Below are 25806 nucleotides of genomic sequence, written 5' to 3' on the forward strand. Positions count from 1 at the left end.
CACCTTAATTATGAATGCAAAGAAAGAAGAAAGCAATCAGGAAATCGTAAAACGAGTTTTTACTCAATTCTTAGAAGAAAAGGGTCATAGAAAAACACCTGAACGCTACGCTATACTTCAAGAAATTTATGATAGTGAAGAGCATTTTGATATAGAATCACTCTACATTAAAATGAAGAATAAAAACTATCGTGTAAGTAGGGCAACACTTTACAATACCATCGAATTATTACTAGAATGTAGTTTAGTGAGAAAGCATCAGTTTGGTCAAAGTCAAGCACATTACGAGAAGTCTTATTTTGACAAACAGCACGATCATGTCATTCTAACGGATTCTGGCGAAGTTATTGAGTTTTGTGATCCGCGCATTCAAACTATTAAAAAGACAATCGAAGAAGTTTTCGACATAAAAATTAATAATCATTCACTTTATTTTTACGGCACACGTAATAAGGACGACTAACTAATTTATTAAAATGGCAGTAGATTTACTACTAGGACTACAATGGGGAGATGAAGGCAAAGGAAAAATTGTTGACGTATTCACCTCTAAATACGATATTATTGCAAGATTTCAAGGTGGACCAAATGCAGGTCATACCTTAGTATTTAATGGAAGAAAACACGTATTACATACGATTCCTTCAGGAATATTTCATGATAATACTACCAATCTTGTTGGAAATGGTGTAGTAATAGACCCTGTAATTTTCAAAAAAGAATTAGACAAACTAGACGAACAGAATGTAGACTACAGAAAATCATTATGTATTTCTAGAAAAGCTCACATTATTCTGCCAACACATCGATTGCTGGATGCTGCGAGTGAGGCATCAAAAGGTAAAGCTAAAATTGGTTCTACTTTAAAAGGAATTGGCCCTACATATATGGACAAAACCGGTAGAAACGGAATTAGAGTTGGTGATATTGAACTTTCAAACTGGAAAGATAAATACAGAGCATTAGCAGATAAGCATGAAGCAATGATTGCATTTTACAATGTTGACATTCAGTATGACTTGGAAGAGTTAGAAACTGATTTCTTCGATGCGATAGAAACTCTTAAAAGTTTAAAATTTATTGACTCAGAAGAATTTATACATCAGTCCCAAAATTCTGGGAAATCAATACTCGCTGAAGGTGCACAAGGTTCACTTTTAGATATAGATTTTGGTACATATCCTTTTGTAACTTCTTCAAACACTACTGCGGCAGGTGCTTGCACAGGTTTGGGTGTAGCTCCAAATAAAATAGGTGAAGTATTCGGTATTTTTAAGGCGTACACTACACGTGTAGGTTCTGGGCCGTTTCCGACTGAGCTTTTTGATGAAAATGGAGAAACAATGGCACGTGTTGGCCATGAGTTTGGAGCAACTACAGGTAGACCTAGACGATGCGGATGGTTAGATTTGGTTGCACTTCGCTATGCCTGTCAAGTAAACGGAGTAACGCAGCTTATAATGATGAAAGGCGATGTTCTTTCAGGATTTAAAAAACTGCAAGTATGTACATCATACAACTACAAAGGCGAAACTATTTCACATTTGCCGTATAATATTGAAGCTGAAAATGTTACACCTATTTATACCGAAATGGATGGATGGAAAGAAGATCTAACAGAAATGACAGAGGCTTCACAATTACCTGCAGAATTTAATGCTTATGTAGTGTTTTTGGAAAATGAACTGAATATTCCAATAACAATTGTATCTGTTGGGCCTGACCGTAAACAGACAATAGTAAGAAAGACAGTTTAGTTTTTCGCTAACATTTAGTGTTAAAAATTCTGTTAACCTATAATAAAGCTATTACATAAATGTTATTTTGTAAAAAATTTATGGTTTTGAATAGTTTTAAGAAACTTCTTTTACTAATTTTTCTAAACACCTTGTTTCTAGGTTTTTCTCAAGAAAAACAGAAAATTACAATAGAGTATGCAGGTACTGCCTATACAGACTCCGAAATAGAGGAAGGAGCAAAAGTATTCTTAAGAGACAAATCACAACAAGTTCATTTCGTACATAAGGGCGTTAACATGTGGTGTGACAAAGCCATTTATTACGAGGACCAAGATTTCATTGAGGCATTCAGCAATGTTGTTATGAAACAAGGCGATTCCATAAATATGGTTGCAAAATATGTTGAGTATAGTGGTAAATCACAGTTAGCATTTGCAAGAGGCGACGTTGTACTGACAGAACCGCAATCAGTACTAACAACAGAAAAATTATATTTCGATAGAACAAGACAGATTGCTTACTACAACACTAAAGGAAAAGTAGTAAGAGACTCTTCTGGTACAATTACAAGTCAGATTGGAAGATATTATACAAATTCGAGCAAATATCAATTTGTAAAGGATGTTGTTCTTGTAAACCCAGATTACACACTTAACACAGAACGATTAGATTTCTTCACTGAAAATGGACATGCATATTTATTTGGCCCATCAACAATAGTTGGCGAAGACAGTAATATATATACAGAACGCGGATTCTATAACACTAAGACTGATAGAGGACATTTTCAGCGTAATGCACGTATCGATTATGAAAACAGAACAGTAGAAGGCGACAGTATTTATTTTGACAGAAATAGAAATTTTGCATCCGCAACCAATAACATAACAGTAACAGATACAATAAACAGAAGTGTTGTAAAAGGTCATTATGCCGAACTATGGAGAGATAGAGATTCAATTTTTATAACCAAAAGAGCCTTAGGAATAACCGTTCAAGAACAAGATTCTGTATACATCCATGCTGATACCTTAATGGTAACTGGTAAGGAAAATAATAGAATTACCAGAGCATTTTATAATGTTAGACTTTACAAGAGTGATCTTGCCGGTAAATCAGACTCAATACATGTCAATCATCAGACTGGATTAACCCAGATGATTAATTTGGACCGTTTCAGTTCTAATGATGCATTTGCCACCAAAAGAAAACCAATTCTATGGAATATGGGCAATCAGATGACAGGTGATACTATCCATTTAATTTCAAATGTTGAAATAGAAAAATTAGATTCACTTAAAGTATTTAATAATGCCTTTTTAGTTAGTAAGGACACCATTAGTGAATCAGGTTTTAACCAAGTAAAAGGTAAATTATTGATAGGTTTATTTGAGAACAATGAGCTTTATAATGTTGATATTATTAAAAATGCTGAAATGATTTACTACATGCGCAATGAGGAAAATGAACTCGTTGGCATACAAAAGTCTAAATCTGGCAGCATAAATATGAAAATAAAAGAACAGGCCATAGAAGAGGTTAGATTTATAAATCAAATTGATGGAGAACTTTATCCTGAATCAAAGTTTCCAAAAAGCGGTAGGCGATTACGCGGATTTGATTGGCGTGGTGAGGAACGTCCTATGTCTGTAGATGACTTATTTAAAGATGACCCACCATTGGTATTACCTGTAATTAAAGGATTAAAAGATTATGTACCTCCAGAAGAGTTTATTGATGATTCAGTAACCGAAAGAATTGAAAATGCTGGTAAAGACACTCCTAATAAACCAAATAAGGCAGCTCGTAATCTACCCAAAAAAGACAAACAAATACCATCACCAGATCAGTTAAAAGTACCTGCAGGATTAAAGAAAAAATCAAGTCAATAATGCAGAATGCAAGTAAGCGACTTCTTTAAATATCAAGCACAAACAACACCGCATCCATTGGCAATGGAAATAAAGTATGCTAAGGGATCTTATATTTATGATTCGGATGATAATCCTCATCTAGATTTTGTTGCTGGTGTTTCTGCTTGTACCTTAGGACATAGTCATCCTGCGGTTGTTAATGCTGTAAAAGAACAGCTCGATAAGTATTTACACGTAATGGTATATGGTGAATATATACAACAACCAGCTGTAGATCTTTGCAAAAAAATGGCTGAATTACTACCAGAACCCTTAGACACAACTTACTTAGTCAATTCTGGTACAGAGGCAATTGAAGGAAGTATAAAGTTAGCTAGACGTTATACGGGAAGATCTGAAATAATTGCCGCTAAAAATTCATATCATGGGAATACTTTGGGATCTTTAAGTCTTATGGACTATCAAGAACGTAAAAGACCTTTTCTACCCTTACTACCTGACATTAGGCACATCGCCTTTAATTGCGAATGGTGTCTTGAACAAATTACAGAAAAAACAGCTGGAGTAATACTGGAAACGATACAAGGTGGTGCAGGTTTTATAGAACCTATCGAAGGGTATTTAAGCAGTGTTCAAAAACGGTGTAATGAAGTAGGTGCGTTATTAATATTAGATGAGATACAACCTGGTATTGGCCGTACAGGTAAAATGTTTGGATTTGAAAATTATAATTGCAAACCAGATATAGTGGTCACAGGCAAAGGTTTGGGTGGCGGACTTCCAATTGGTGCTTTTACAGCATCTCACGAAATGATGAAGCACCTAACTGATAATCCTAAATTAGGACACATTACAACATTTGGAGGTAATCCTGTTATTGCAAGTGCAGCCTTTGCAACATTAACGGAGCTTACAAATAGCAATCTAATTGCTGAAACACTTAAAAAAGAAAAGTTAATTCGAGACCATCTTTCTCATCCTCTGATCAAAGAAATAAGAGGGCGTGGGTTAATGCTTGCCGCAATTACAGAAAATGCTGAAATTACAAATGAAGTTATTCTAAAATGCAAAGAAAAAGGATTAATACTATTCTGGTTACTTTTTGAATCGAAAGCAATAAGAATTACACCTCCATTAACTATTTCTAACGAAGAAATTGTTAAAGGTTGTCAAATTATCTGCTCAGTTTTAGATTCTATCCATAATTAATTTTTGCTATTAAACTATTGAAAATCAAGAGTAAAATAATGCTTATTAAAGCATTATTTTAATGTTAATTAATTTGTTAAAAACAATAAATTAATTCTTTAATATTAGTGCATGATAACAGTAAATTTATTTCAGTGAATTTTAAAACCGCTTATGGAATATAGTCAGAACGACGAAAATTTCTCACTTATTAGATTTGAATCAATGTTAAAAACAAATGACATTTTGTTTTTTGACTCCAATGAATTCGAAAACATCATTCACCACTATCTTGAGAGTGGTAAAATTGCACTAGCAAAGCGTGCAATTAAGCTTGGTCTAGAACAGCATCCATCTTCGATAAATCTTAGATTATATCAAGTTGAAATTTTAGTAATCGAAAATAAATTTGAAGAAGCAAATGATATTTTGGATATGCTAAATGACTTAGAGCCAAACAATGAAGAAGTTTATATCCAGAAGGCCAATGTTTTATCTAAACAAGATGAGCACGAAAAAGCGATTGAAATTCTATTGTTAGCAATAGACAAATCAAAAACACCAGATGATGATAGTGATTTGTACGCTCTTATAGGGATGGAATATCTTTTTTTGGACCAATTTGAAAACGCAATAATATATTTTAAAAAGTGTGTTGAAGTTGATACGACAGACTATTCTGCTCTACATAATATCATTTATTGTTATGATTTCTTAAATCAGAATTCCGAGGCTATAACCTATTTAAATAGTTTCTTGGATAATCACCCATATTGTGAAGTGGCATGGCACCAATTAGGACGACAGTATTTTGCAATAAAAGAGTATGCGAAGGCCAACGCCGCATTTGATTTTGCAATAATTTCTGATGATACATTTGTAGGTGCATATATTGAAAAGGGTAAGGTCTTAGAAAAACTGAAACAATATGATGATGCCATAGAAAACTATAAAATCACATTAGCACTAGATGAACCAACATCATTTGCATTGTTAAGAATTGGACATTGCTACGAAAAGCTGGGTGAAGATGATATGGCCATTCAGTTTCTTAAAAAAACCGTTGACGAAGATCCTCTTTTAGATAAAGGTTGGTTGGCCATTACAAAGTTTTACATGAAGCGTCTTGATTATCAGAAAGCGCTTTACTACATAAATAAAGCTGTTAACATTGATGGCGATAATGTACTCTATTGGAAACTTTACGCAACTGTAAACAAACGCTTAAACTTTCTCGAAGAAGCAGAACGAGGCTACAAACGAAGCTTAGAACTTGGAAATTACGAACTAGACACGTGGCTTGACAGGTCTGATATACTAATTTCTCTCGGTGAATATGAGGCTTCTGTATATAATTTATTGCAGGCATCAGAATTCTACCCTGAAAATGCAGAGGTTGAATATAGACTTGCTGGATTATATTTTACAATGCACCAAATTGAGGAAGGGAGATTTCATTTAAAAAATGCGGTACAGCTCAATTACGAGTATAATTTCATTATAGCAGAGCTGTTTCCTAAGTTAAATGAAAGGGCAATTGTTAGAGCTATTATTTCAGATTCTAAAAAGACTTCCAACTAAAAAATTCCATACCTTAGCGACTCACTATTTCACATAAAATGAGTCGAAGAATAATAGATTATCTTGTTATAACTTTCAAAGGAATAGCAATGGGTGCAGCTGATGTTGTTCCAGGAGTTTCTGGTGGTACAATCGCATTTATTTCAGGTATTTACGAAGAATTAATTGAGAGTATTGACAAGGTTAATTTGGGTTTTTTTAAAGTTTGGAAAAAAGAAGGGTTTCTAACAGCTTGGAAATCTATTAATGGAAGTTTTCTTTTCGCTTTATTTCTTGGAATTGCAATCAGTATACTTTCATTGGCCAAAATAATTAAATGGTTACTTCATAATGAACCAATAATATTGTGGTCGTTCTTTTTTGGTTTAGTCTTAGCAAGTATTATTTATATAGCTAAACAAATTAGCAAATGGTCATTAAAAGTAATACTGGCTATTATCCCAATTTCAATATTATCTTACTATATAACCTTGGCAGAACCTTTTGCATCGCCAGACAGCCCGTACTATTTATTGTTTTGTGGTTTTATTGCAATAATTGCAATGATATTACCTGGAGTTTCAGGAGCATTTATATTATTGATATTAGGTGCCTACCAAACTGCTATTGACACAATTAATAATCTAAGAGATGGCCTTTTACAGGGTGACATGACCTTATTTAAAGAGGCATTTTTAAATTTTATCCTACTTGCTGTCGGAGCTGTTATAGGTTTAAAAGTATTTTCAAAAGCCTTAAACTGGATGTTCAAGCATCAAAAGAATCTCACATTGGCAATTCTAACCGGTTTTATGGTTGGTTCTTTAAATAAAATTTGGCCTTGGAAAGAAATCTTAAAAACGCGCATTAATTCTAAAGGCGAAGAAGTTACCTTACTAGATAGAAGTATATTACCTACTTCCTATGAAGGAGACAATCAATTAGTAATAGCAATTGTATTTATCGTTATCGGGTTTGCGACTATTTTAATATTAGAGAGACTAGGTAAGAACAAAACCACTGTTTAAATGCAAAGCACAAGACGCTTTAAAGATCGGGTTTTTTTGGTAATTAAGGGGCTGGCAATGGGAGCGGCAAATAAAGTTCCTGGTGTTTCAGGTGGTGTGGTAGCATTTGTTGCGGGCTTTTATGAAGAATTTATTTATTCATTACAACGTGTTAATAAAACTGCATTTAGACTGCTGTTTAATGGACGCTTCAGTAGTTTTTACAGATACGTGAATGGTAAGTTTTTAGGCTTACTTTTCCTTGGTATGATAATCAGCTATTTTAGTGTTTCTAAAATTCTAGACTACTTAATTATAAATTATGAGCTCTATGTTTGGAGTACTTTTTTTGGAATGATCTTAGGATCAATATATTACATAAACAAAGATTTTAAAGGCTGGAATAGAAGAACTTTAACTTTCCTAATCATTGGAGCTCTGGTTGGATTAAGCATAAGTTTTTTAGATCCTGCCAAGGAGAATGATAATTTAATTTTTGTTTTTTTCTGCGGAATAATTAGCGTTTCTGGAATGACGCTTCCAGGGTTTTCGGGTTCATTTATTCTAATTCTCCTTGGAAATTATGTTCTGCTTCTTGTTGATTCTGTAAACGCTCTTTATGATACCATTGCAGATGTTTTTACTGGAGATTTTGATTTTGTAAAAGACGCTGTTAGAATACGAATGTTGAAGGTTTTAGCTGTTTTCACATTAGGTTCTGTTACCGGTCTTGTAACTTTTTCTCATATTTTAAACTACATTTTACATCATTATAAAAATATTACACTCGCTACCATAATTGGTTTTATAATTGGATCGCTTGGTGTTGTATGGCCTTGGAAGGAAACCATATACATGACTAATGACAACGGTGGTTACATTCTTGATTCTACAGGTAAACAAATCATATTGAATTATAAGCGTTTTTTACCAGAAGCAAGTACTGAAACTTATATTGCAATTGCTTATATTGCCCTTGGTATCCTTATAGTTTTAGGATTAGAATGGTATGGACAACGCACACGACAAATCAAAGCTTAAATTCGGACTAGTAGGGCGGAATATTTCCTACTCATTTTCAAGAGGTTATTTTGCCAAAAAGTTTGAAAATGAAAATCTTAATTACTCCTATGTAAATTTTGATTTAGAATCTATTGATGATCTTTTGAATGCAATAAATAATACACCGAATTTAAAGGGTCTTAATGTAACCATTCCTTATAAGGAGGAAGTCATTCCCTTACTCGATAAATTGAACAAACGCGCTCGAAAAATTGGCGCAGTTAATACTATACAGTTTAAGGGCAATAAACTAATAGGTTATAACACTGACTATTATGGGTTTAAAAACTCTTTAAGTCCGCATTTAAAAAAGCATCATAAACGTGCCTTAATTTTAGGGACTGGCGGTGCATCTAAAGCAATTGCCTATGCTTTAAAAAAATTAAATATTGAATATGCATATGTCTCACGGTCTAAGAAAAAGGGTGTAGAATATCAGTATTCAGATTTGGATAACAATATAATTTCAAAATATCAAATAATCATAAATTGTACGCCTTTAGGAACCTTTCCGGACATTGATCAATGTCCAAGTATTCCATATATGGCAATTACTAAAAAACATGTCCTTTTTGATTTAATTTACAACCCAGAACAGACTAAATTTTTAAAGAAAGGTCATGAAAAAGGTGCTACAACAATTAATGGTCTTAAAATGTTAGAAATTCAAGCAGAAAAGTCCTGGCAAATCTGGAATAAGTCTTAATACAGACCAAACCATTCATTTCCTTTGTAGTTCAAGGAGTTGTTAGTATCTTTAACATTCGATTAAAATAATTGACATATGTCTGAGAATGATAACCTGCAAGAAGCAGAAGGAAAAAAAGAAGTAGAAGTTTTAGATGCTACTCCAAAAGAAGAAACTAAAACAGAAGTTTCAGAAGACACTACCAATTCAAGTGAAAATGATTCTGAAACAAAGGAAGAACATGTTGATGAAATCGAAGCATCTAACGCTGAAGATGCTGAAGATGAGTCTAATGCAGAACGTCATGAGGTAGAAGAGAAAGATTACCACGCTATGACATTAGACCAGTTGGTTACTGAGTTTAATAGATTATTGAACCACCATAAAATTCAGACTATATCAAAGCATGTTAATCAAATAAAAGCAGAATTCAACTCGAAATTTAGCACGTTATTAGATGAGAAGAAGGAAGAATTCGTTAATGAAGGTGGCAATGAAATAGACTTTTTCTACACTGATGATACCAAAAAATTATTCAACCAACTTTACAAAGAATACAAACAGTCTATAAGTTCTTACTATAAAGAAAGGGAACAAAACCTCAAGCAAAACTTGGAAAACAGACTAAGTATAATTGAGGAAATAAAGGGTTTGTTGAATGTTGAAGAAAATATAAATACAACTTATAAGCATTTTAAAGAACTACAAGAGAAATGGCGTAATGCAGGTCCTATCCCTAGAGATAAATACAATAATGCTTGGAATTCTTATCATCACCATGTAGAACGATTTTATGATTTCTTGCATCTAAATAATGATTTGCGAGATATGGACTTTAAGCACAATTATGAGCAGAAGCTTAAGATCATTGAACGTGCTGAGGAACTTGCAAAAGACGAAAATATAAATCGTTCATTTAGAGAATTACAAGTTTTACATAAACTTTGGAAAGAAGAATTAGGTCCTGTAGCGAAACAGCATAGGGAAGAAATTTGGGAACGATTTAGTAGTGCAACTAAAACAATTCATGATAAGCGACAAGCATATTATGCGGATTTAGATAAAGCCTACGAAAAGAATTTAGAAAAGAAAGAAGAAATTATTGCAAATATTCAGGCAGTTGCAGAAGATAAAGTAAACTCTCATGGTGCTTGGCAGAAAAAAATACGAGAGATAGAAGCCTTGAGGGAGTCTTTCTTTAATGCTGGCAAAGTTCCATTAAAAGTAAATGAAGCCACGTGGGCAAAATTTAAAGATGCCGTTAGAAATTTTAATAGAAGTAAAAATCAATTCTATAAAGATCTAAAGAAAGAACAATACGAAAATCTTCAGAAAAAAAAGGAGTTAATTAAAATTGCAGAGGAAAATAAAGAAAGTGAGGACTTTGCTGTTGTTACTCCTCTTATGAAGAAAATTCAAAACGATTGGAAAAAGATAGGTCATGTACCTCGAAGAGACAGTGACAAAGTTTGGAAACAATTTAAAAACGCCTGCAACCATTATTTTGACAGAATGCATTCTCAACGCAAAGCTGAAAATCAGCATTTGTATGATGCATTTGATAAAAAAGTAAAACTGTTAGAAGGTATTAAGAATTTAGAGTTAAAAAGAGACAATAAAGAATTTATTGAAACTTTAAAATCTAAAATTTCCGAATGGAAAACCATTGGACATGTACCACAGAATAAACGCTATATAGATGGTAAATTCTATAAGGCAATCGATGAGGCTTTTGATAAACTTAAAATGGATAAGGCCAAGCTAGAAATGGTAAAGTTTGAAAGCAAACTAGAAAACCTTGCTAATAATCATAACGACACAAGGTTATTAGACAATGAACAAAACTTTATTCGTAAAAGAATTGGTGAGGTACAAAGTGAAATAACACAGTTAGAAAATAATCTACAATTTTTCTCTAATGTTGATGAATCCAACCCATTGGTCAAGGATGTTATAAAAAATATTGATAGGCACAAGAAAGAATTAGATACTTGGAAAGCTAAATTGACCAAGATCAGAGGAATGTATAGTTAAAATCAAAACCCATCTGCCATTAACAGATGGGTTTTGCCCTAACTAAACTAAATTAATCTTAATTACAACCGCTTACATAATAATTAAGATCTCCTACTAAGAATATAAAAACGTTTATGTTTTTATTTACAGTATTTACGCACAAATGTTAGTCTTGGATGTTAGAATAATAATATTTAGAAAGATTTAACATTATTGATTATTTCATTAATCTCATGTTATAACTGAAGGACTAAATTGATTTCGCCTCTTCCCAAAATACATCCATTTCAGAAAGGGTCATGTCTTTTAGGGATTTATTAAGCTCTCTTGCCTTAGACTCTAGGTATTGGAAGCGCTTTATAAATTTCTTATTGGTACGTTCTAAAGCATTTTCAGGATTCACTTTTAGAAATCTCGCATAATTTATCATTGAAAATAACACATCTCCAAATTCACTCTCAATAGCATTTTTATCACCTCTTACAATTTCAGATTTTAATTCAGCCAACTCCTCCTCTACTTTTTCAAAGACCTGTTCAGGCTTCTCCCAGTCAAATCCTACACCAGCCACCTTGTCCTGAATTCTGTTGGCCTTAACCATTGCTGGTAAACTTCTTGGAACACCTTCTAATACACTTTTTTTACCTTCTTTAAGTTTAATTTGTTCCCAATTGCGCTTAACATCCTCTTCGTTATCTACTTTAACGTCACCATATATGTGCGGATGACGTTCAATAAGCTTGTCACAAATACTGTGGCAAACATCAGCTATATCAAAGTCATTGGTTTCACTGGCAATTCTAGAATAAAAAACAATATGCAATAGCACATCACCAAGTTCTTTTTTTACCTCGTCTAAATCCTTATCTAAAATGGCGTCACCAAGTTCATATACCTCTTCAATTGTTAAGTGTCGTAAGGATTCCATGGTTTGCTTTTTATCCCATGGACATTGCTCTCGCAATTCATCCATTACAATCAATAAACGTTCAAAGGCTTTAAGTTGTGAACTTTTCTCAGGCATAATTATTCCTCCTCAGAGGTATCAGATTCATCTTCAGACTCTAAAGAATCTAATAGATTATTTTTCTGAAGTAAGTTGTACCATTGTACAACCTTTTTTATATCAGATGCGTAGACTCTATCTTCATCATAATCTGGTAATACTTCAAAGAAATATTCTTCAAGAGCATCTTTGCCGTCTTTATGGCTAATAGAAGTAGGATTACCATTCTCTTTGTCTTTTACCTTCTTTAAAACATCCTTTAATGGCACTTCTTCAGTAAGTGTATAAATAGCAATTTCACTTAATATACTAATGTTACTATGCGCACCAACCGTAAGTCTTTTTCTATCGAGCAACGATTCTACAACCGCTCCAGTTCTGGTTTGGGTAACAATTTCGTATAATCCTGGCTTACCAGATATTGCCAATATTTTTTCTAAACTCATATATCTTGTATTAACGTTTTCTGCTCATAAGAGGAAAACGCATTTTATAATCTATTTTTATTTTTCCTTTCGAAATGTTGGATAGCTTTCCTTTAATCAAACGTTTTTTAAACGAGGAAAGTTTATCGGTAAATAAAATACCTTCAATGTGATCATACTCATGCTGTATTACACGTGCGATGAGTCCATCAAACTCCTCAACACGTGTCTCAAAATTTTCATCTTGGTATTGAATCTTAATTTTAGGTTGTCTAAATACATCTTCTCTCACGTCTGGAATACTTAAGCACCCTTCATTAAAGGCCCACTCATCACCTTCTTCCTCAAGAATCTGTGCATTTATAAACGTTCTTTTGAAATTTTTAAGTTGCTCCTGTTCTTTTTCAGAAAAACTATCATCCTCCGCAAATGGTTCCGTATCAACCAAAAATAAACGAACAGGTAACCCAATTTGAGGTGCGGCTAAACCAACACCATAAGCTCCATACATTGTTTCGTACATGTTTTCAATTAATTCAGAAAGCCTTGGATAATCCTTGTCAATATCCTTTGCTTTCTTTTTTAATACCGGATCGCCATATGCAACAATAGGTAAAATCATAATTTATTTATTTACGGGAGCAAAAGTACAATTCTTATTTAAGAATTTGAAGCCAAATAGCTTTGCAATATTAGTGTTGCGCTAATTTCGTCAACGAGTGCTTTATTCTGTCTTTGCTTTTTCTTTAAACCACTATCTATCATGGTTTGAAAGGCCATTTTTGATGTAAATCTTTCATCGATCCTTTCTACTGGTATTTTGGGAATAGCTTTATTCAGTTTATTTAAAAAGGATTGTATATGAATCTCGCTTTCAGAAGCTGTATTATTCATTTGTTTTGGTAAACCAACCACAAACTTTTCTACTTTTTCTTCATTAACGTAATCAACTAGAAAGGAAATAAGAGATTTTGTGTCTACAGTTGTTAGTCCAGATGCAATTATTTGTAGCTCGTCTGTAATAGCAATACCAGTTCTTTTTGTCCCATAATCAATGGCTAATATTCTTCCCATATTTTGCAAATGTACAACCTTATTGAATAAAAAAACGCTCCTTGTTACAGAAGCGTTTTTAATTTAGCTATCAATTAAGTTATGATTTTATTTCCCTCATTTAAATAAATCATGTCGTTAATTATTAATTAGACACTAAATTTTTAAGCAGGTCACGTTTATATAATATTTTTTCTTTCTTCTTAAAAGAAAACTCCTCAATTAAAGGGGAGAGGAGTTTTCATAATTAGCTATTAATTAAATTCTCAGATACACTCACTATGTAGTTAATTATCCTCGATTCAATTATTAATAAGACACCACTTTTTAATATAGGTCACAATTTTTTAATTTTTTTTTCCTGATGCCTATTTGTAGGGTTATCTTTGGCACTACAAATTTTGATTATTAAATGAAAGAATTACAGAAAACCATAGAAAGTGCTTGGAATGATCGTTCATTATTATCTGAGCAACAAACAATAGACGCCATAAGAAATGTTATTGACCTAATTGATGAAGGTAAGCTACGTGTAGCTGAACCAATTGAAGGTGGATGGCAAGTTAACGAATGGGTAAAAAAAGCAGTTGTTCTTTATTTCCCTATTCAAAAAATGGAATCGTTTGAAGTAGGCATTTTTGAATATCACGATAAAATACCATTAAAAAGAAATTACAAAGAAAAAGGTATCAGAGTTGTTCCTCATGCTGTTGCCAGACATGGTGCTTTTATTTCTAAAGGTGTCATTATGATGCCAAGTTATGTTAATATTGGTGCATATGTAGATGAGGGCACAATGGTAGACACTTGGGCTACAGTTGGTAGCTGTGCTCAGATTGGTAAAAATGTTCATCTTTCAGGTGGTGTAGGTATCGGAGGCGTTTTAGAGCCTTTACAGGCTGCACCAGTTATAATAGAAGATGGAGCTTTTATTGGTTCTAGATGTATCGTCGTTGAGGGAGTTAGAGTAGAAAAAGAAGCGGTATTAGGAGCCAATGTAGTACTAACAATGAGTACTAAAATTATTGATGTAACTGGCAATGAACCCGTTGAAATGAAAGGTGTAGTACCAGCAAGATCGGTTGTGATACCAGGTAGCTATACTAAAAAATTCAATGCTGGAGAGTTTCAGGTTCCTTGTGCATTAATAATTGGCAAGCGTAAAGAAAGTACAGATAAGAAGACCTCACTAAACGATGCACTTAGGGAATATGACGTGGCTGTTTAAATCTAAATAATTATATACTTTATTAAAATAAACTCTAAAATCAATGCCAAATAACATTCGTCGTTTTTTATTAAGACATTTGAGAAAAATGAGGTTTTTACCATCAAAACTCTACGTAAAAATTCATTACGAGTATTTTTCTGGTGATCAACTAGATCTCGCTAACCCTCAAGATTTTAACGCGAAAATCGAATGGTACAAAGTGTATTTTAGACCAAAAATCTTAACCACTCTTGCAGACAAGTATGAAGTTAGGTCTTTTGTGGAAGAAAAAATTGGTGCAAAATACCTTAATGAACTTTATGCAGTCTATGATAGTCCAGAAAAAATTGATTTTGACAAATTACCTAATAGTTTTATTATCAAAGCTAATCATACCAATGGTCATAACATTATTGTAAAAAACAAGAAAGATCTAGATAAGAAAAAGGTAATTAAAAAGTTTAAAAAATGGTTGGGTAAAAATCAATACTATCGAAGAGGTCAAGAATGGGCCTATAAAGATATTAAACCAAAGATAGTTATTGAAAAATTCTTAAAGGAAGATGACACGGATACCTTGGCAGACTATAAGTTTTATTGTTTTAATGGAGAACCAAAATTTATAGATGTCCATTTAGACAGAGAAGAAGATCATAAATCAGGGTGTTATGATTTAGAGTTTAATCTGCTCCCTTTTGTGAAAAGTAAAAAGTTTAATAGTAGTCCTTCAGATTTACAAAAACCTATTAATTTTGAAGAAATGGTTAAGGTAGCTAAACTGTTAGCTAAAAAACTACCATTTGTTAGAGTTGATCTTTATTCTGTAAATGGGAAAACAATATTCGGAGAATTAACATTTTACCCTGGAGATGCCAGAAACAAATTTTATCCAGAAGAATACAATAAAGTAATAGGTGATTATTTTAAGTTACCAAAACTCAATCGTGAAAAATCAGTTATAAACAGCTTAGAAAAAATTGAATATTAACCAGAATTAAATGGTATAACAAACGGATTTAAATTTAGTGTAACAACTACAGTACCTTGCTTTGCAAATCAAAACTTGGAAAAACTTTGGAAAGAAGACTAAACCTATAGTTTATAAATTAATAATGTAACATGCCAATTAAATTACATCGGTTCTTCTTAAAACAGCTACGTAAAATGCGTTGGTTACCACCAAAAATCTACACAAAGATTTCGTATCAATACTACACAGGTAAAAAATTAAACTTAAGTAATCCTGAAGAGTTTAATGAGAAAATTCAGTGGTTAAAAGTTTATTATCATCCAAAAATTCTCACTCAATTAGTAGATAAATATGCCGTTAGAGAATATGTTAAAGAGAAGATAGGTGAACAATATCTCAACAAAATCTATGGTGTTTATAACAAACCTAATGATGTTCCATTCGATGAATTACCTAATAAATTTGTAATTAAAGCAACTCATACAAGTAGTCATAATTTGATAGTGGCTGATAAAAATAACCTTAACAAATCTAAAGCTCTTAAATCATTTAAAAAATGGTTAGGCAAAAATCAATATTATAGAATTGGGCAAGAATGGGCTTATAAAAATGTGCCACCGAGATTAATTGTCGAAAAATTTTTAAAGGACAAAGAAGAAAGGTCGCTCATAGATTATAAATTTTATTGCTTTAAAGGAACAGCAAAGTTTTTAGAAGTACACTTGGATAGAGCAGATAATCATAAAAGAGCTTTTTATGATTTTGAACTCAACCTTTTACCATTTCGCTATGTTTCATTAGAAAAAAGTATTTCCAAAAAAGTAGAAAAACCAAGTAACATGGATGAAATGATAAAACTATCCGAAATTTTAGCTGGTGATTTTCCTTTTGTTCGTGTTGACTTTTACTCTATTGAGGGTAAAACTATTTTTGGAGAGATGACCTTTTATCCGTCAGATGGAAGAAAAGATTATATACCAGAAGAGTACAATAAAATTATCGGAGATTACATTGAATTACCTATATTGAAAATAGGGCAAAAAGAAATAACAGAAATTAATTAGCTAGAGTTTCTAAAGTATATTAAAAAATGGGGAAACATGAACAACAAAAACATCCTATTGACGCTGTTATCCTCTGGGTAGATGGTAATGATGAAAAACATCGTTCTAAGATGTTGCTTTATTTAGAAGAAAAATCTAAGGTGAATTCTAAACGTTTTAGAACACGCTATGATCAGGTCAATGAGATAAAATTTACCATTGATTCTATTTTAAAGTTCGCCAAATTTATAAGAAATATTTATGTTATTACAGACGATCAAACACCTTCTTTCTTAAAAGAAAACGAAAGAAAAAATAAATATGGTAATGTTAAGATTGTTGATCACAAAACCGTTTTTAAAGATTATGAAGCCTATTTACCAACATTTAATAACAGACCTATTGAGACCTGCATGCACCGTATCCCAGAATTAGCTGAGCATTTTATCTATTTTAATGATGATTTCTTTTTAATTAATGAAATAAAACCAGAAGATTTCTTTAAAAATGGTATGCCAATTCTTAGAGGAAAATGGTTGAAGTTCTCTGAAGATAAATTCAAAAATAAATTTAAGAAAGCAAAAACTGGACATAAGCATGCACAACAATTAGGTGCTAAAATATTAGGATTTAAAAAATATTATAATTTTAGACATACACCCCATCCTCTTAGAAAGTCAACCTTTGAAAATTACTTTAAAAAACATCCAGAAGTATTTATTGAAAACATCAAATATAAATTCAGAAACCCAAAACAATTTACTCCTCAAGGATTTGCCAATCATTTAGAAATAAAACAAAAGACCTGTGTATTAAAAAAAGATCTTCAATTACTTTATTTTAGATCTTATAAAAAACCTTTGTATTGGTATAAATTTAAATTGAATATTAAAGGGAAAAAGAAATTGTTCCTGGGATTGCAAAGTTTAGACAGAGCACCAAACCTAATTTTAGACTATTTATTAGGTTGGTTGGAGAAGCGAACTTCTTAACCTATTTTTTTTAAAAACTTTCGTTGATCTTCCAAACTATCAAAATGCCATTTCGTAAAAGTGCGATCCACTTTTTTCTTTGAGAAATAATGAAACCTGTCTGCAAACGGAAAAAAGTCTCTATGACCTATACCATCAATGATAATTAGCTCTACAGAATCATCTTTATTTAGCTTACAACAGATGTTTCTGGCACGTAAATCTCGTGTAAAGACTTTATATTTGATCATATGTTGTCTTAAATCGTCTAAAGCAGACTTTAGCCTTTCATCAGCTATTTCGTTACTTTTAAGAAGGTAGTACTCTAAAGTTTTAGAAATGTCTCCTGTGGTTTCATCTCGTACCAAATCAAAGACCTGCCCTAAGCCTAAATTAGTATCAACCTCACCATGAAAATCAGAATAAAACGGATATTGATACTTCGAGGTATTACGCCTAGAAAGTTTTTTAAAATACAGCAGTTCTTTATTAGTGTACTCTCGAGTGGTTTCTGGTCTTGGAATTTTTATACACAAGTTTAAATTCTCAGGATGCTCATAACAAAATCTTATTTCACCTTCACCTATATAATGTTTTTTCTCCAGCTGTAGCATAAAACAAAATTACTAGTAAAAATTAATCAGGCAAAGCTTTAGCTTCTTATTGCAAAATAAAGCTATTTTGTTACTTCATTATTAGCTTTATCTTTGAGGGCACTTAAAACTTTCTTTAAATGAAAATAATAATACTTGCTGCTGGTATAGGGTCTAGACTAGGAAATCCTTTTCCTAAACCATTGACACCATTAAAGAATGGTAAGAGTATTATGAGAATGCAAACCGATAATATTGCTTCGCGTTATGACATAGACGATATTAACGTCGTGGTAGGTTTTAAGAAGGACTTAATCATGGAACGCTTCCCAGAATTGACCTTTGTATACAACCCTTTTTTTGATAGGACTAATACTTCTAAAAGTTTGCTACAGGCTCTAAAAAAGCACAAAGACAAATCTGTGCTATGGTTTAATGGCGATGTGGTTTTTGATGTTGACCTACTAGATATTTTAAATCCTTATATTGAGGCTAATGAATCTTTTGTAGCTGTCAATACAAGTAAGGTTGCTGAAGAAGAAGTAAAATATACGCTAAAAGATGGTTATATTAATGAGCTATCCAAAACCGTAAAAAATGGTTTAGGTGAGGCAGTTGGTATTAATTTTATCTCTTCAAATGATATAAAAACGTTTATAGTGCGTTTAGAAGAGTGCGATGATAATGACTACTTTGAACGTGGCTTAGAAATCGCAATTGAAAAAGATAACCTTAAAGTACGAGCTGTAGATATTTCTCAATACAATTGTATGGAAATAGACTTTGTTGAAGATCTTAATGAGGTAAACAAGACTTTATAATGAAGATTGTACTCTTCTGCTTAAATAATTATGCATTTGCCATCTTAAACCCAATAAAGGAGGTTTTGGAAGAAAAGAATCATGATTTTATTTGGTATGTCGCTCCAAAAATCAGAAAGAGTTTTCCTTATAATTCAGATGCAAATACGTCTTCAATTAAAGAAATTAGAACATATGAAAGCGATGTTATTTTTGCACCTGGCAATGAAGTACCTTATTTTCTTAGAGGTTTAAAAACTCAAATATTCCATGGATTAGCTGGCGAAAAAAAAGGACATTTTAGAATTCGACAATATTTTGACTTATACTTAACTCAAGGACCATATTTTACCAATAGATTCAATAAATTAAAAGAGGAGCATAAAGATTTCGATGTTATTGAAACAGGTTGGCCAAAGCTAGATGTCTATTATAAAAACAATGAAGCCATAATGACAGAAAAGAAGAGTCTCCTTCAAAAGAATAATGCAAAAACTATAATTCTCTACGCTCCGACATTTTCTCCTAAGTTAACCTCTGCTCCACATTTATTAGATGAAATTAAAAGCCTTTCTGAGTATAAAGATTACCTGATCTTTTTAAAATTTCATCCGCTTATGGATAAAGAATGGGTGGAAAAGTATAAACAACTTGCTGAAAACACTGATAATATCAGTTACCAAAATGAAAATGACATTACAAAATTCCTGATTATATCAGACATAATTATAAGTGATACCTCATCTGTAGTATACGAATTTTTACTGTTAGATAAGCCCGCTATTACATTTAATAGTATATCAAATAATATTGTATGGAAGGATTTAACAACCTATGATAACTTAAAGGAAGAGGTTTCGGATACATTAAATAAAGACCGTTATGATCAGTTACGAAAAAGCATAATTAAAGACTATCACCCATACAACGATGGTAAATCTGCTTTGCGAATGGTCGAAGCTGTTGAAAGCTATTTAAAAACACACAATGTTCCAAAAAGGCGCAGTATTTCAACTTTCAGAAAGTTAAAAACTCATATCAAAGTTATAAAAAATTACAGCTAATCAGTTCCTTTAGATAAGATAAAACTAGAAATTACTCTCAATACCAAATTCTGTCCATTTTGCATTTTCTCTTTTAGTAGTATGCCTTATTCTTTGGTTTAAGGTTTCATTATCTTCATTTTTATAAGGCCTTTCATGATAAAGGTGAACACAAATTGTACGATATCTAACTTGTAGAAATTTTACTCCATTATTCATCATGCGTTCTCCAACTTCCCTATCTTCACCACCATATTGCATGCGCTCATCAAAACCATTAACCGCAGTAATATCACTTTTCCAACAAGAAACATTCATACCGTCAAATGTAGCCTTTGTTGGTGTTATCCAATTTAAGAGATTAGCTTTAAATTTTGATTTAGTTAATTTATTAAGTTTAAAACTTTTTGGTTGTCCTTGTTCAAGTAACCAATCTTTATTAAAACATTTTTGATTACTAATGATAGATTTAGACAATCTGCTCGAAATTAATTTAGTGAGCTTAAAATAGCCTCCAGATAATGCTGTGTGGGATTTTCTTAATTTTAAATGCGTTTCTACAAAATCTTCACGTGCTACACAATCCCCATCTGTGAAAATTAAATAATCTGAATTTGACGCTGTTATTGCCTTATTTAATATTCTAGTCTTTCGGAAACCATTATCCTCTTGCCAGATGTGAATTACTTTGAGATCTGAAATGTTAGAAAAAGCCTCTATAACAAGTTTCGTAAGTTCATTAGAACCATCATCAGCAATAATAATTTCAAAACTTTTCAGTGTTTGAATATGATAACTGTGCAAAACTAACTCTAACCATTCTGGTTGATTATAAGTGCTAATTATTACTGAAGCTTTAGGCCTAAATTGCATAAGCGTAAAAATACTATTTTTACAGCATTGAAAATGCAACTATGTTAAAACTATCTGGAGTTATTATTACATTTAACGAAGAACGAAACATTGAAGAATGCTTGCGCTCTTTAATTAATGTTGTAGATGAGGTAATAGTTGTAGACTCTTATTCTACTGACAATACAAAGGACATTTGCAATAAATTCAATGTAACATTTATTGAACAGGAATTTTTGGGCTATATAGAACAAAAAAACTTTGCATTACAACAAGCAAATAACGATTATATTGTTTCGTTAGATGGTGATGAATCACTTTCCGAAAAACTTCAGAAATCTATTTTAGAAATAAAAAACAACTGGAAATTTGATGGTTATTACTGTAACCGCTTTAATAATTTCTGTGGCCAGTGGATTAAATATTCTGATTGGTATCCCAATAAAAAACTTAGGGTATTTGACAGAAGGAAAGGACAATGGGCTGGCATAAATCCGCATGATAATTTTCAATTAGTTCCTAATACAAAAACCAGTAGACTTAAAGGTGATATTCTACATAACACCTATCAAAGTTATTCCGAGTTTAATCAGAAAACAGAATACTTTTCTACAATCGCGGCCAAAGCCTATTATGATAAAGGGCAAACTGCATCATTTTGGAAAGTAATCTGGAATCCCACTTGGGCCTTTTTTAAAGCCTACTTCTTAAGGCTTGGGTTCTTAGATGGGTTTAATGGTTTTGTAATATGCGCTCAAACCGCCAATATTACCTTTTTAAAATATTCTAAGCTTAGAGAATTATATCGTAACAACAAAAACTAGCTTTTCCAGAATTTAATTTTCTTCTTTAAGCTTCTGCGTGCTCTATATTTACGTTGAAATTTTTGGGTTTCTGACCACATAAGATCAAAGACTTTTTGATATGGTTTTTCAATGCACTTTGCATATTCGTCACTCATTACCTCAACCATAGATTTATGAATAGTTAATCTTTTAAAATTCTCGATTCGCTCTTCAAAGGACAAAGACTTAAATTCCATTCTATTAAGATCTACCAAATAAAACTCATAATCATCACTTATTTTTTTGATTAATGTATTACCCGGTGAATGATCTAAAAACTTAATACCCTTTTCATGTAGACAATAGGTAAACCTTGTAAACGCACGTAAAATTTCATCGTGATTTGGATATTCCAAATCTAATGTTAGTTCCCTGTAAGTTAAATCACAGTCCAACTGATTTGTCATATAATAACTCTTCTTAAAGAGAAATGAAGTCATATATTCATAAAAAGCGATTGGTTGTGGTGTACCTACTTCTAGCTCCTGTAATTTCATCGCATACTCAAATGATCGTTGCGCCTTACTTTTTCTAAAAAAACGATATGCAATTTGATTTACAAGGTTTGGAATTTTAAATGATTTTACATTTACTGTCTTCTCATTTAATTGAAACAGCCTTAAGGAATTTCTATTTTGATTACCATAGGCCTCGCCTTTGATATCATAATTATGAATGATATCCTCAATTTCATTAGAGAAAGAAATAAAACTGGTATGTATAGTCTTATTTTCCCTCATTTATAATTTCTCATATTATTTATCATTTTAAGCAAAAGAATACTAAACGTAAAGTTGAATATAGCATTCTAAGCAAAAATACCATTCTTAAAATGATTACTAAAAGACTTAAAGAAATTAGTCTTTCAGACTTTAATACATAAGGCTTATATCGTATCTTTGCCCAATCAAAAAAAAAGCATTTAATGTTTCAAAATAAATGAAATTAATTGCGGTTTGAGAAAGGTATGAATCACGCACAAGCATTACGTCATAATATTTTTAAAATTATATCTGACGCAGCTCAAGATTTAAGTATGGACAGCTACGTTATTGGTGGTTTTGTACGTGATTATTTTTTAAATAGACTTGACGCAAAAGATATTGATATCGTGGCCATCGGCAGTGGCATTGAGCTTGCTGAAAAAGTATCGGAAAAACTCGACAACAAACCCAAGGTTAAAATTTTTAAAACCTATGGCACCGCAATGTTGAGATATGACGATATTGAAATTGAGTTCGTAGGCGCAAGAAAAGAAAGTTATAATGAAGACAGCAGAAATCCAATTGTTGAAAACGGCACCTTAGAAGATGATCAAAACAGACGTGATTTTACAATAAACGCACTCGCCTTAAACTTGGATAAAGACAATTTTGGTGATTTACTAGATCCATTTGGTGGACTTTCAGATCTCGAAAAAGGCATAATTAAAACTCCCTTAGACTCAGACATTACATATAGCGATGATCCACTCCGGATGATGAGAGCCATACGTTTTGCAACACAATTAAAATTTAAAATTGAAGAGGCTTCTCTGAATGCTATTAGTAAAAACAAGAATCGCATTAAGATAATAACTAAGGAGCGAATTGTCGTTGAACTTAATAAAATTCTTGAAAGCAATAAACCATCAGTAGGATTCAAACTACTTGAAAAAACTGGATTACTTGATTTTATATTACCGGAATTAACCGCTCTAAAAGGTATTGACGAAAAGGAAGGACAAAGTCATAAAGATAATTTTTATCATACCCTAGAAGTTGTAGACAATATTAGCAAAACAACTGATAATCTTTGGTTGCGTTGGGCAGCGTTATTACATGACATAGGCAAAGCACCTACCAAAAAGTTTAGCAAAAAAGTTGGCTGGACATTTCATGGCCATGAATTCGTTGGTTCTAAAATGGTGTATAAACTTTTTAAGAGACTAAGGATGCCATTGAACGACAAAATGAAATTTGTCCAAAAAATGGTATTAATGAGCTCAAGGCCAATTGTATTAGCTACTGAAGTTACAGATTCTGCAGTTAGACGATTAGTTTTTGATGCAGGTGATTATGTAGATGATTTAATGACACTTTGCGAAGCTGATATTACTACAAAGAATCCAAAAAAATTCAAGAAATATCATAACAACTTTAAGATTGTTAGGGATAAAATTATTGAAGTAGAAGAACGAGATCATGTTAGAAATTTCCAACCTCCAGTATCAGGAGAAGAAATTATGAAAACCTTCAATTTAAAACCATCAAAGGAAATTGGCATTATTAAAGAAGCTATAAAAGAAGCAATTCTTGAAGGTGTCATTCCCAATGAATATGAGTCTGCACATAAGTTGATGATTGAAAAAGGGAAATCATTAGGTCTTAAAACAGATAAATTATGATAAAACTCGTTAGAACAAATTCTAAAAACGAAGATTTTATCAATCTTGTAAAGAAGCTTGATGCATATTTAAAAATTACTGATGGTGAAGAACATAGCTTTTATAATCAATTTAACTCTATTGAATTTCTAGACAATGTTGTTTTGGCGTATAAAAATAACGTTGCTATTGGTTGTGGTGCTTTTAAAAAATTTGATGCCAGTAATGTTGAAATTAAACGCATGTATACGAGTGTGGATCACAGGGACCAAGGTATTGCAACAAAAATTTTGGTGGAATTAGAAAACTGGGCTTTTGAACTAGGGTTCAAGTCTTGCGTGCTAGAAACAGGTAAAAGACAAAAGGAAGCTGTGAAATTTTACATGAAAAATTTTTATGAAGTCACTGAGAACTATGGCCAATATATAGGTGTTAAAAACAGTGTGTGTTTTAAAAAAAAGATTGAAAATGAAAAAGGACAATAAAGCAGTTGTTTATTGGTTGCTCACAGGATGTGTGCTAATATTTATTATGGTTATTGTAGGAGGAATTACAAGACTTACCCATTCAGGATTATCTATATCTAATTATAAATTAATCTCTGGCGTTATACCTCCAATGAATGAAATTGAGTGGAATGAAGCTTTTGACCTATACAAACAATATCCAGAGTTCCAGAAATTGAACTATAATATGAATTTAGAAGAATTCAAAGGTATTTATTTTTGGGAATGGATTCATCGAGTCATTGGCCGTTTCATAGGCCTCGTATTTATAATTCCATTTTTATATTTCTTAATTAGAAAGCAACTCAGTTCATCAACTATTAAAAAATCTATAATCCTACTTTTAATGGGAGGATTTCAAGGATTCTTAGGGTGGTACATGGTTAAAAGTGGTCTAGTAGATAGGCCAGATGTTAGTCACTATAGATTAGCTATGCATTTAACTACAGCATTTTTAACCTTTGCATATACATTTTGGGTAGCCTTAGACTTAATATTTCCAGATAAAAAGACCGTTGATAAGAAATTGCGAAACTTTATAAGAATTGGATTAGCCGTTCTTATTTTACAAATAATCTACGGTGCCTTTGTTGCTGGCTTGGATGCAGGATGGATTCATAATCACTGGCCTTTTATGAATGAAGGTAAGTTAGTCCATGAGACTGTATATACTGAGCAAAACCCTACCTACCTTAACTTTGTAGAAGGTAAAAGCGGTGTGCAATTTGTACATAGAACTTTGGCCTACATAGTTGTAATATTCATATTAGCAATTTGGTATAAAGCCAAAAGAATTGGATTAACCACTTTGCAAACCAAAGGAATAAATGGTCTTTTAATTATGGTAGGAGTTCAATTTTTTCTTGGTGTACTAACCTTATTATTAGCAGTACCTGTTTGGTTAGGCGTACTGCATCAAGTTGGTGCATTTATTTTATTGAGTTTTATGATATTTACACTTCACCGATTTAGTAAATAGTCAATATTTGA

26 protein-coding genes are annotated in these 25806 nt (G+C 32.1%); 19 read left to right on the plus strand and 7 right to left on the minus strand.

Going from position 1 to position 25806, the window contains the following annotated elements; all coding sequences use genetic code 11:
- Window positions 1–10 precede the first annotated feature (10 nt).
- The 9 genes from LBV24_RS09825 to LBV24_RS09865 all read left to right on the plus strand — a co-directional run bounded on the left by LBV24_RS09825 (window position 11) and on the right by LBV24_RS09865 (window position 11152).
- A complete protein-coding gene (locus LBV24_RS09825) occupies window positions 11–463 on the plus strand; it encodes a Fur family transcriptional regulator (RefSeq protein ID WP_224478474.1) in 453 nt (150 codons plus the stop codon).
- Window positions 464–476: 13 nt separating this feature from the next.
- On the plus strand, window positions 477–1757 hold the full coding sequence (locus LBV24_RS09830; protein ID WP_224478475.1) for an adenylosuccinate synthase: 1281 nt from the start codon (window positions 477–479) through the stop codon (window positions 1755–1757).
- A gap of 80 nt (window positions 1758–1837) precedes the next feature.
- Entirely contained in the window at window positions 1838–3631 is a 1794-nt protein-coding gene (locus tag LBV24_RS09835) for an OstA-like protein (RefSeq protein WP_224478620.1), read from the plus strand.
- 6 nt (window positions 3632–3637) lie between these two features.
- Entirely contained in the window at window positions 3638–4822 is a 1185-nt protein-coding gene (locus tag LBV24_RS09840; protein WP_224478476.1) for an aspartate aminotransferase family protein, read from the plus strand.
- A 153-nt stretch (window positions 4823–4975) separates the two neighbouring features.
- Window positions 4976–6382: a tetratricopeptide repeat protein gene (locus LBV24_RS09845; protein ID WP_224478477.1), complete on the plus strand. Its 1407-nt coding sequence runs from the start codon at window positions 4976–4978 to the stop codon at window positions 6380–6382.
- 38 nt (window positions 6383–6420) lie between these two features.
- On the plus strand, window positions 6421–7389 hold the full coding sequence (locus LBV24_RS09850; protein WP_224478478.1) for a DUF368 domain-containing protein: 969 nt from the start codon (window positions 6421–6423) through the stop codon (window positions 7387–7389).
- Window positions 7390–8409, plus strand: coding sequence for a DUF368 domain-containing protein (locus LBV24_RS09855; RefSeq protein WP_224478479.1), 1020 nt, complete (start codon window positions 7390–7392; stop codon window positions 8407–8409).
- The gene (locus tag LBV24_RS09860) at window positions 8378–9136 is read left to right on the plus strand and encodes a shikimate dehydrogenase family protein (RefSeq protein WP_224478480.1); all 759 of its coding nucleotides are present in this window, start codon (window positions 8378–8380) and stop codon (window positions 9134–9136) included. The genes LBV24_RS09855 and LBV24_RS09860 overlap by 32 nt, the downstream gene beginning before the upstream one ends.
- A gap of 78 nt (window positions 9137–9214) precedes the next feature.
- The gene (locus LBV24_RS09865; RefSeq protein ID WP_224478481.1) at window positions 9215–11152 is read left to right on the plus strand and encodes a DUF349 domain-containing protein; all 1938 of its coding nucleotides are present in this window, start codon (window positions 9215–9217) and stop codon (window positions 11150–11152) included.
- A gap of 232 nt (window positions 11153–11384) precedes the next feature.
- Here the strand turns inward: LBV24_RS09865 and mazG are convergent, their stop codons facing one another.
- From mazG to ruvX, 4 genes are read right to left on the minus strand one after another with little or no spacing between them, the layout of a single operon-like run.
- Window positions 11385–12158 carry a nucleoside triphosphate pyrophosphohydrolase gene (gene mazG, locus LBV24_RS09870; RefSeq protein WP_224478482.1) on the minus strand — a complete coding sequence of 258 codons (774 nt, stop codon included), beginning with the start codon at window positions 12156–12158 and terminating at the stop codon, window positions 11385–11387.
- A gap of 2 nt (window positions 12159–12160) precedes the next feature.
- Window positions 12161–12586 (minus strand): DUF5606 family protein, encoded by a 426-nt coding sequence (locus LBV24_RS09875; protein ID WP_224478483.1) that lies wholly within the window; start codon window positions 12584–12586, stop codon window positions 12161–12163.
- A gap of 10 nt (window positions 12587–12596) precedes the next feature.
- Window positions 12597–13187, minus strand: a complete 591-nt coding sequence (def, locus tag LBV24_RS09880; RefSeq protein WP_224478484.1) for a peptide deformylase — start codon at window positions 13185–13187, stop codon at window positions 12597–12599.
- A 38-nt stretch (window positions 13188–13225) separates the two neighbouring features.
- Entirely contained in the window at window positions 13226–13639 is a 414-nt protein-coding gene (gene ruvX, locus LBV24_RS09885; RefSeq protein WP_224478485.1) for a Holliday junction resolvase RuvX, read from the minus strand.
- 391 nt (window positions 13640–14030) lie between these two features.
- On the opposite strand from ruvX, the gene LBV24_RS09890 reads away from it, so the two are divergent.
- From LBV24_RS09890 to LBV24_RS09905, 4 genes are all read left to right on the plus strand, one after another.
- Window positions 14031–14846, plus strand: a complete 816-nt coding sequence (locus tag LBV24_RS09890) for a 2,3,4,5-tetrahydropyridine-2,6-dicarboxylate N-succinyltransferase (protein ID WP_224478486.1) — start codon at window positions 14031–14033, stop codon at window positions 14844–14846.
- A gap of 43 nt (window positions 14847–14889) precedes the next feature.
- Complete coding sequence (locus tag LBV24_RS09895; RefSeq protein WP_224478487.1) at window positions 14890–15816, plus strand: ATP-grasp fold amidoligase family protein; 927 nt, start codon at window positions 14890–14892, stop codon at window positions 15814–15816.
- Between the two features lie 176 nt (window positions 15817–15992).
- On the plus strand, window positions 15993–16862 hold the full coding sequence (locus LBV24_RS09900) for an ATP-grasp fold amidoligase family protein (protein WP_224478488.1): 870 nt from the start codon (window positions 15993–15995) through the stop codon (window positions 16860–16862).
- 26 nt (window positions 16863–16888) lie between these two features.
- Window positions 16889–17833, plus strand: a complete 945-nt coding sequence (locus LBV24_RS09905; RefSeq protein ID WP_224478489.1) for a stealth family protein — start codon at window positions 16889–16891, stop codon at window positions 17831–17833.
- Here the strand turns inward: LBV24_RS09905 and LBV24_RS09910 are convergent.
- Entirely contained in the window at window positions 17830–18426 is a 597-nt protein-coding gene (locus tag LBV24_RS09910; RefSeq protein WP_224478490.1) for a YrbL family protein, read from the minus strand. The genes LBV24_RS09905 and LBV24_RS09910 overlap by 4 nt on opposite strands.
- 119 nt (window positions 18427–18545) lie before the next feature.
- On the opposite strand from LBV24_RS09910, the gene LBV24_RS09915 reads away from it, so the two are divergent.
- Window positions 18546–19226, plus strand: coding sequence for a phosphocholine cytidylyltransferase family protein (locus LBV24_RS09915; protein ID WP_224478491.1), 681 nt, complete (start codon window positions 18546–18548; stop codon window positions 19224–19226).
- On the plus strand, window positions 19226–20269 hold the full coding sequence (locus LBV24_RS09920) for a CDP-glycerol glycerophosphotransferase family protein (RefSeq protein WP_224478492.1): 1044 nt from the start codon (window positions 19226–19228) through the stop codon (window positions 20267–20269). Before LBV24_RS09915 ends, LBV24_RS09920 begins: the two co-directional genes overlap by 1 nt.
- 24 nt (window positions 20270–20293) lie before the next feature.
- On the opposite strand, the gene LBV24_RS09925 is transcribed toward LBV24_RS09920, so the two are convergent.
- A complete protein-coding gene (locus tag LBV24_RS09925; RefSeq protein WP_224478493.1) occupies window positions 20294–21121 on the minus strand; it encodes a glycosyltransferase family 2 protein in 828 nt (275 codons plus the stop codon).
- Window positions 21122–21162: 41 nt separating this feature from the next.
- Between LBV24_RS09925 and LBV24_RS09930 the strand changes: the two genes are divergently transcribed.
- Complete coding sequence (locus LBV24_RS09930) at window positions 21163–21924, plus strand: glycosyltransferase family 2 protein (protein WP_224478494.1); 762 nt, start codon at window positions 21163–21165, stop codon at window positions 21922–21924.
- Here the strand turns inward: LBV24_RS09930 and LBV24_RS09935 are convergent.
- Window positions 21921–22685, minus strand: a complete 765-nt coding sequence (locus LBV24_RS09935) for a lipopolysaccharide kinase InaA family protein (protein ID WP_224478495.1) — start codon at window positions 22683–22685, stop codon at window positions 21921–21923. The two genes, LBV24_RS09930 and LBV24_RS09935, sit on opposite strands and share 4 nt — an antisense overlap.
- A 227-nt stretch (window positions 22686–22912) precedes the next feature.
- Between LBV24_RS09935 and LBV24_RS09940 the strand changes: the two genes are divergently transcribed.
- Genes LBV24_RS09940 through LBV24_RS09950 form a run of 3 tightly spaced genes read left to right on the plus strand, consistent with a single transcriptional unit; the run spans window position 22913 to window position 25795 of the window.
- Window positions 22913–24331 carry a CCA tRNA nucleotidyltransferase gene (locus tag LBV24_RS09940; RefSeq protein WP_224478496.1) on the plus strand — a complete coding sequence of 473 codons (1419 nt, stop codon included), beginning with the start codon at window positions 22913–22915 and terminating at the stop codon, window positions 24329–24331.
- Complete coding sequence (locus LBV24_RS09945; RefSeq protein WP_224478497.1) at window positions 24328–24795, plus strand: GNAT family N-acetyltransferase; 468 nt, start codon at window positions 24328–24330, stop codon at window positions 24793–24795. Before LBV24_RS09940 ends, LBV24_RS09945 begins: the two co-directional genes overlap by 4 nt.
- Window positions 24779–25795: a COX15/CtaA family protein gene (locus tag LBV24_RS09950; protein ID WP_224478498.1), complete on the plus strand. Its 1017-nt coding sequence runs from the start codon at window positions 24779–24781 to the stop codon at window positions 25793–25795. The genes LBV24_RS09945 and LBV24_RS09950 overlap by 17 nt, the downstream gene beginning before the upstream one ends.
- The last annotated feature ends 11 nt before the right edge of the window (window positions 25796–25806 follow it).

The organism is Winogradskyella vincentii, from assembly GCF_020166345.1.
Classification (GTDB): Bacteria; Bacteroidota; Bacteroidia; order Flavobacteriales; family Flavobacteriaceae; genus Winogradskyella; species Winogradskyella vincentii.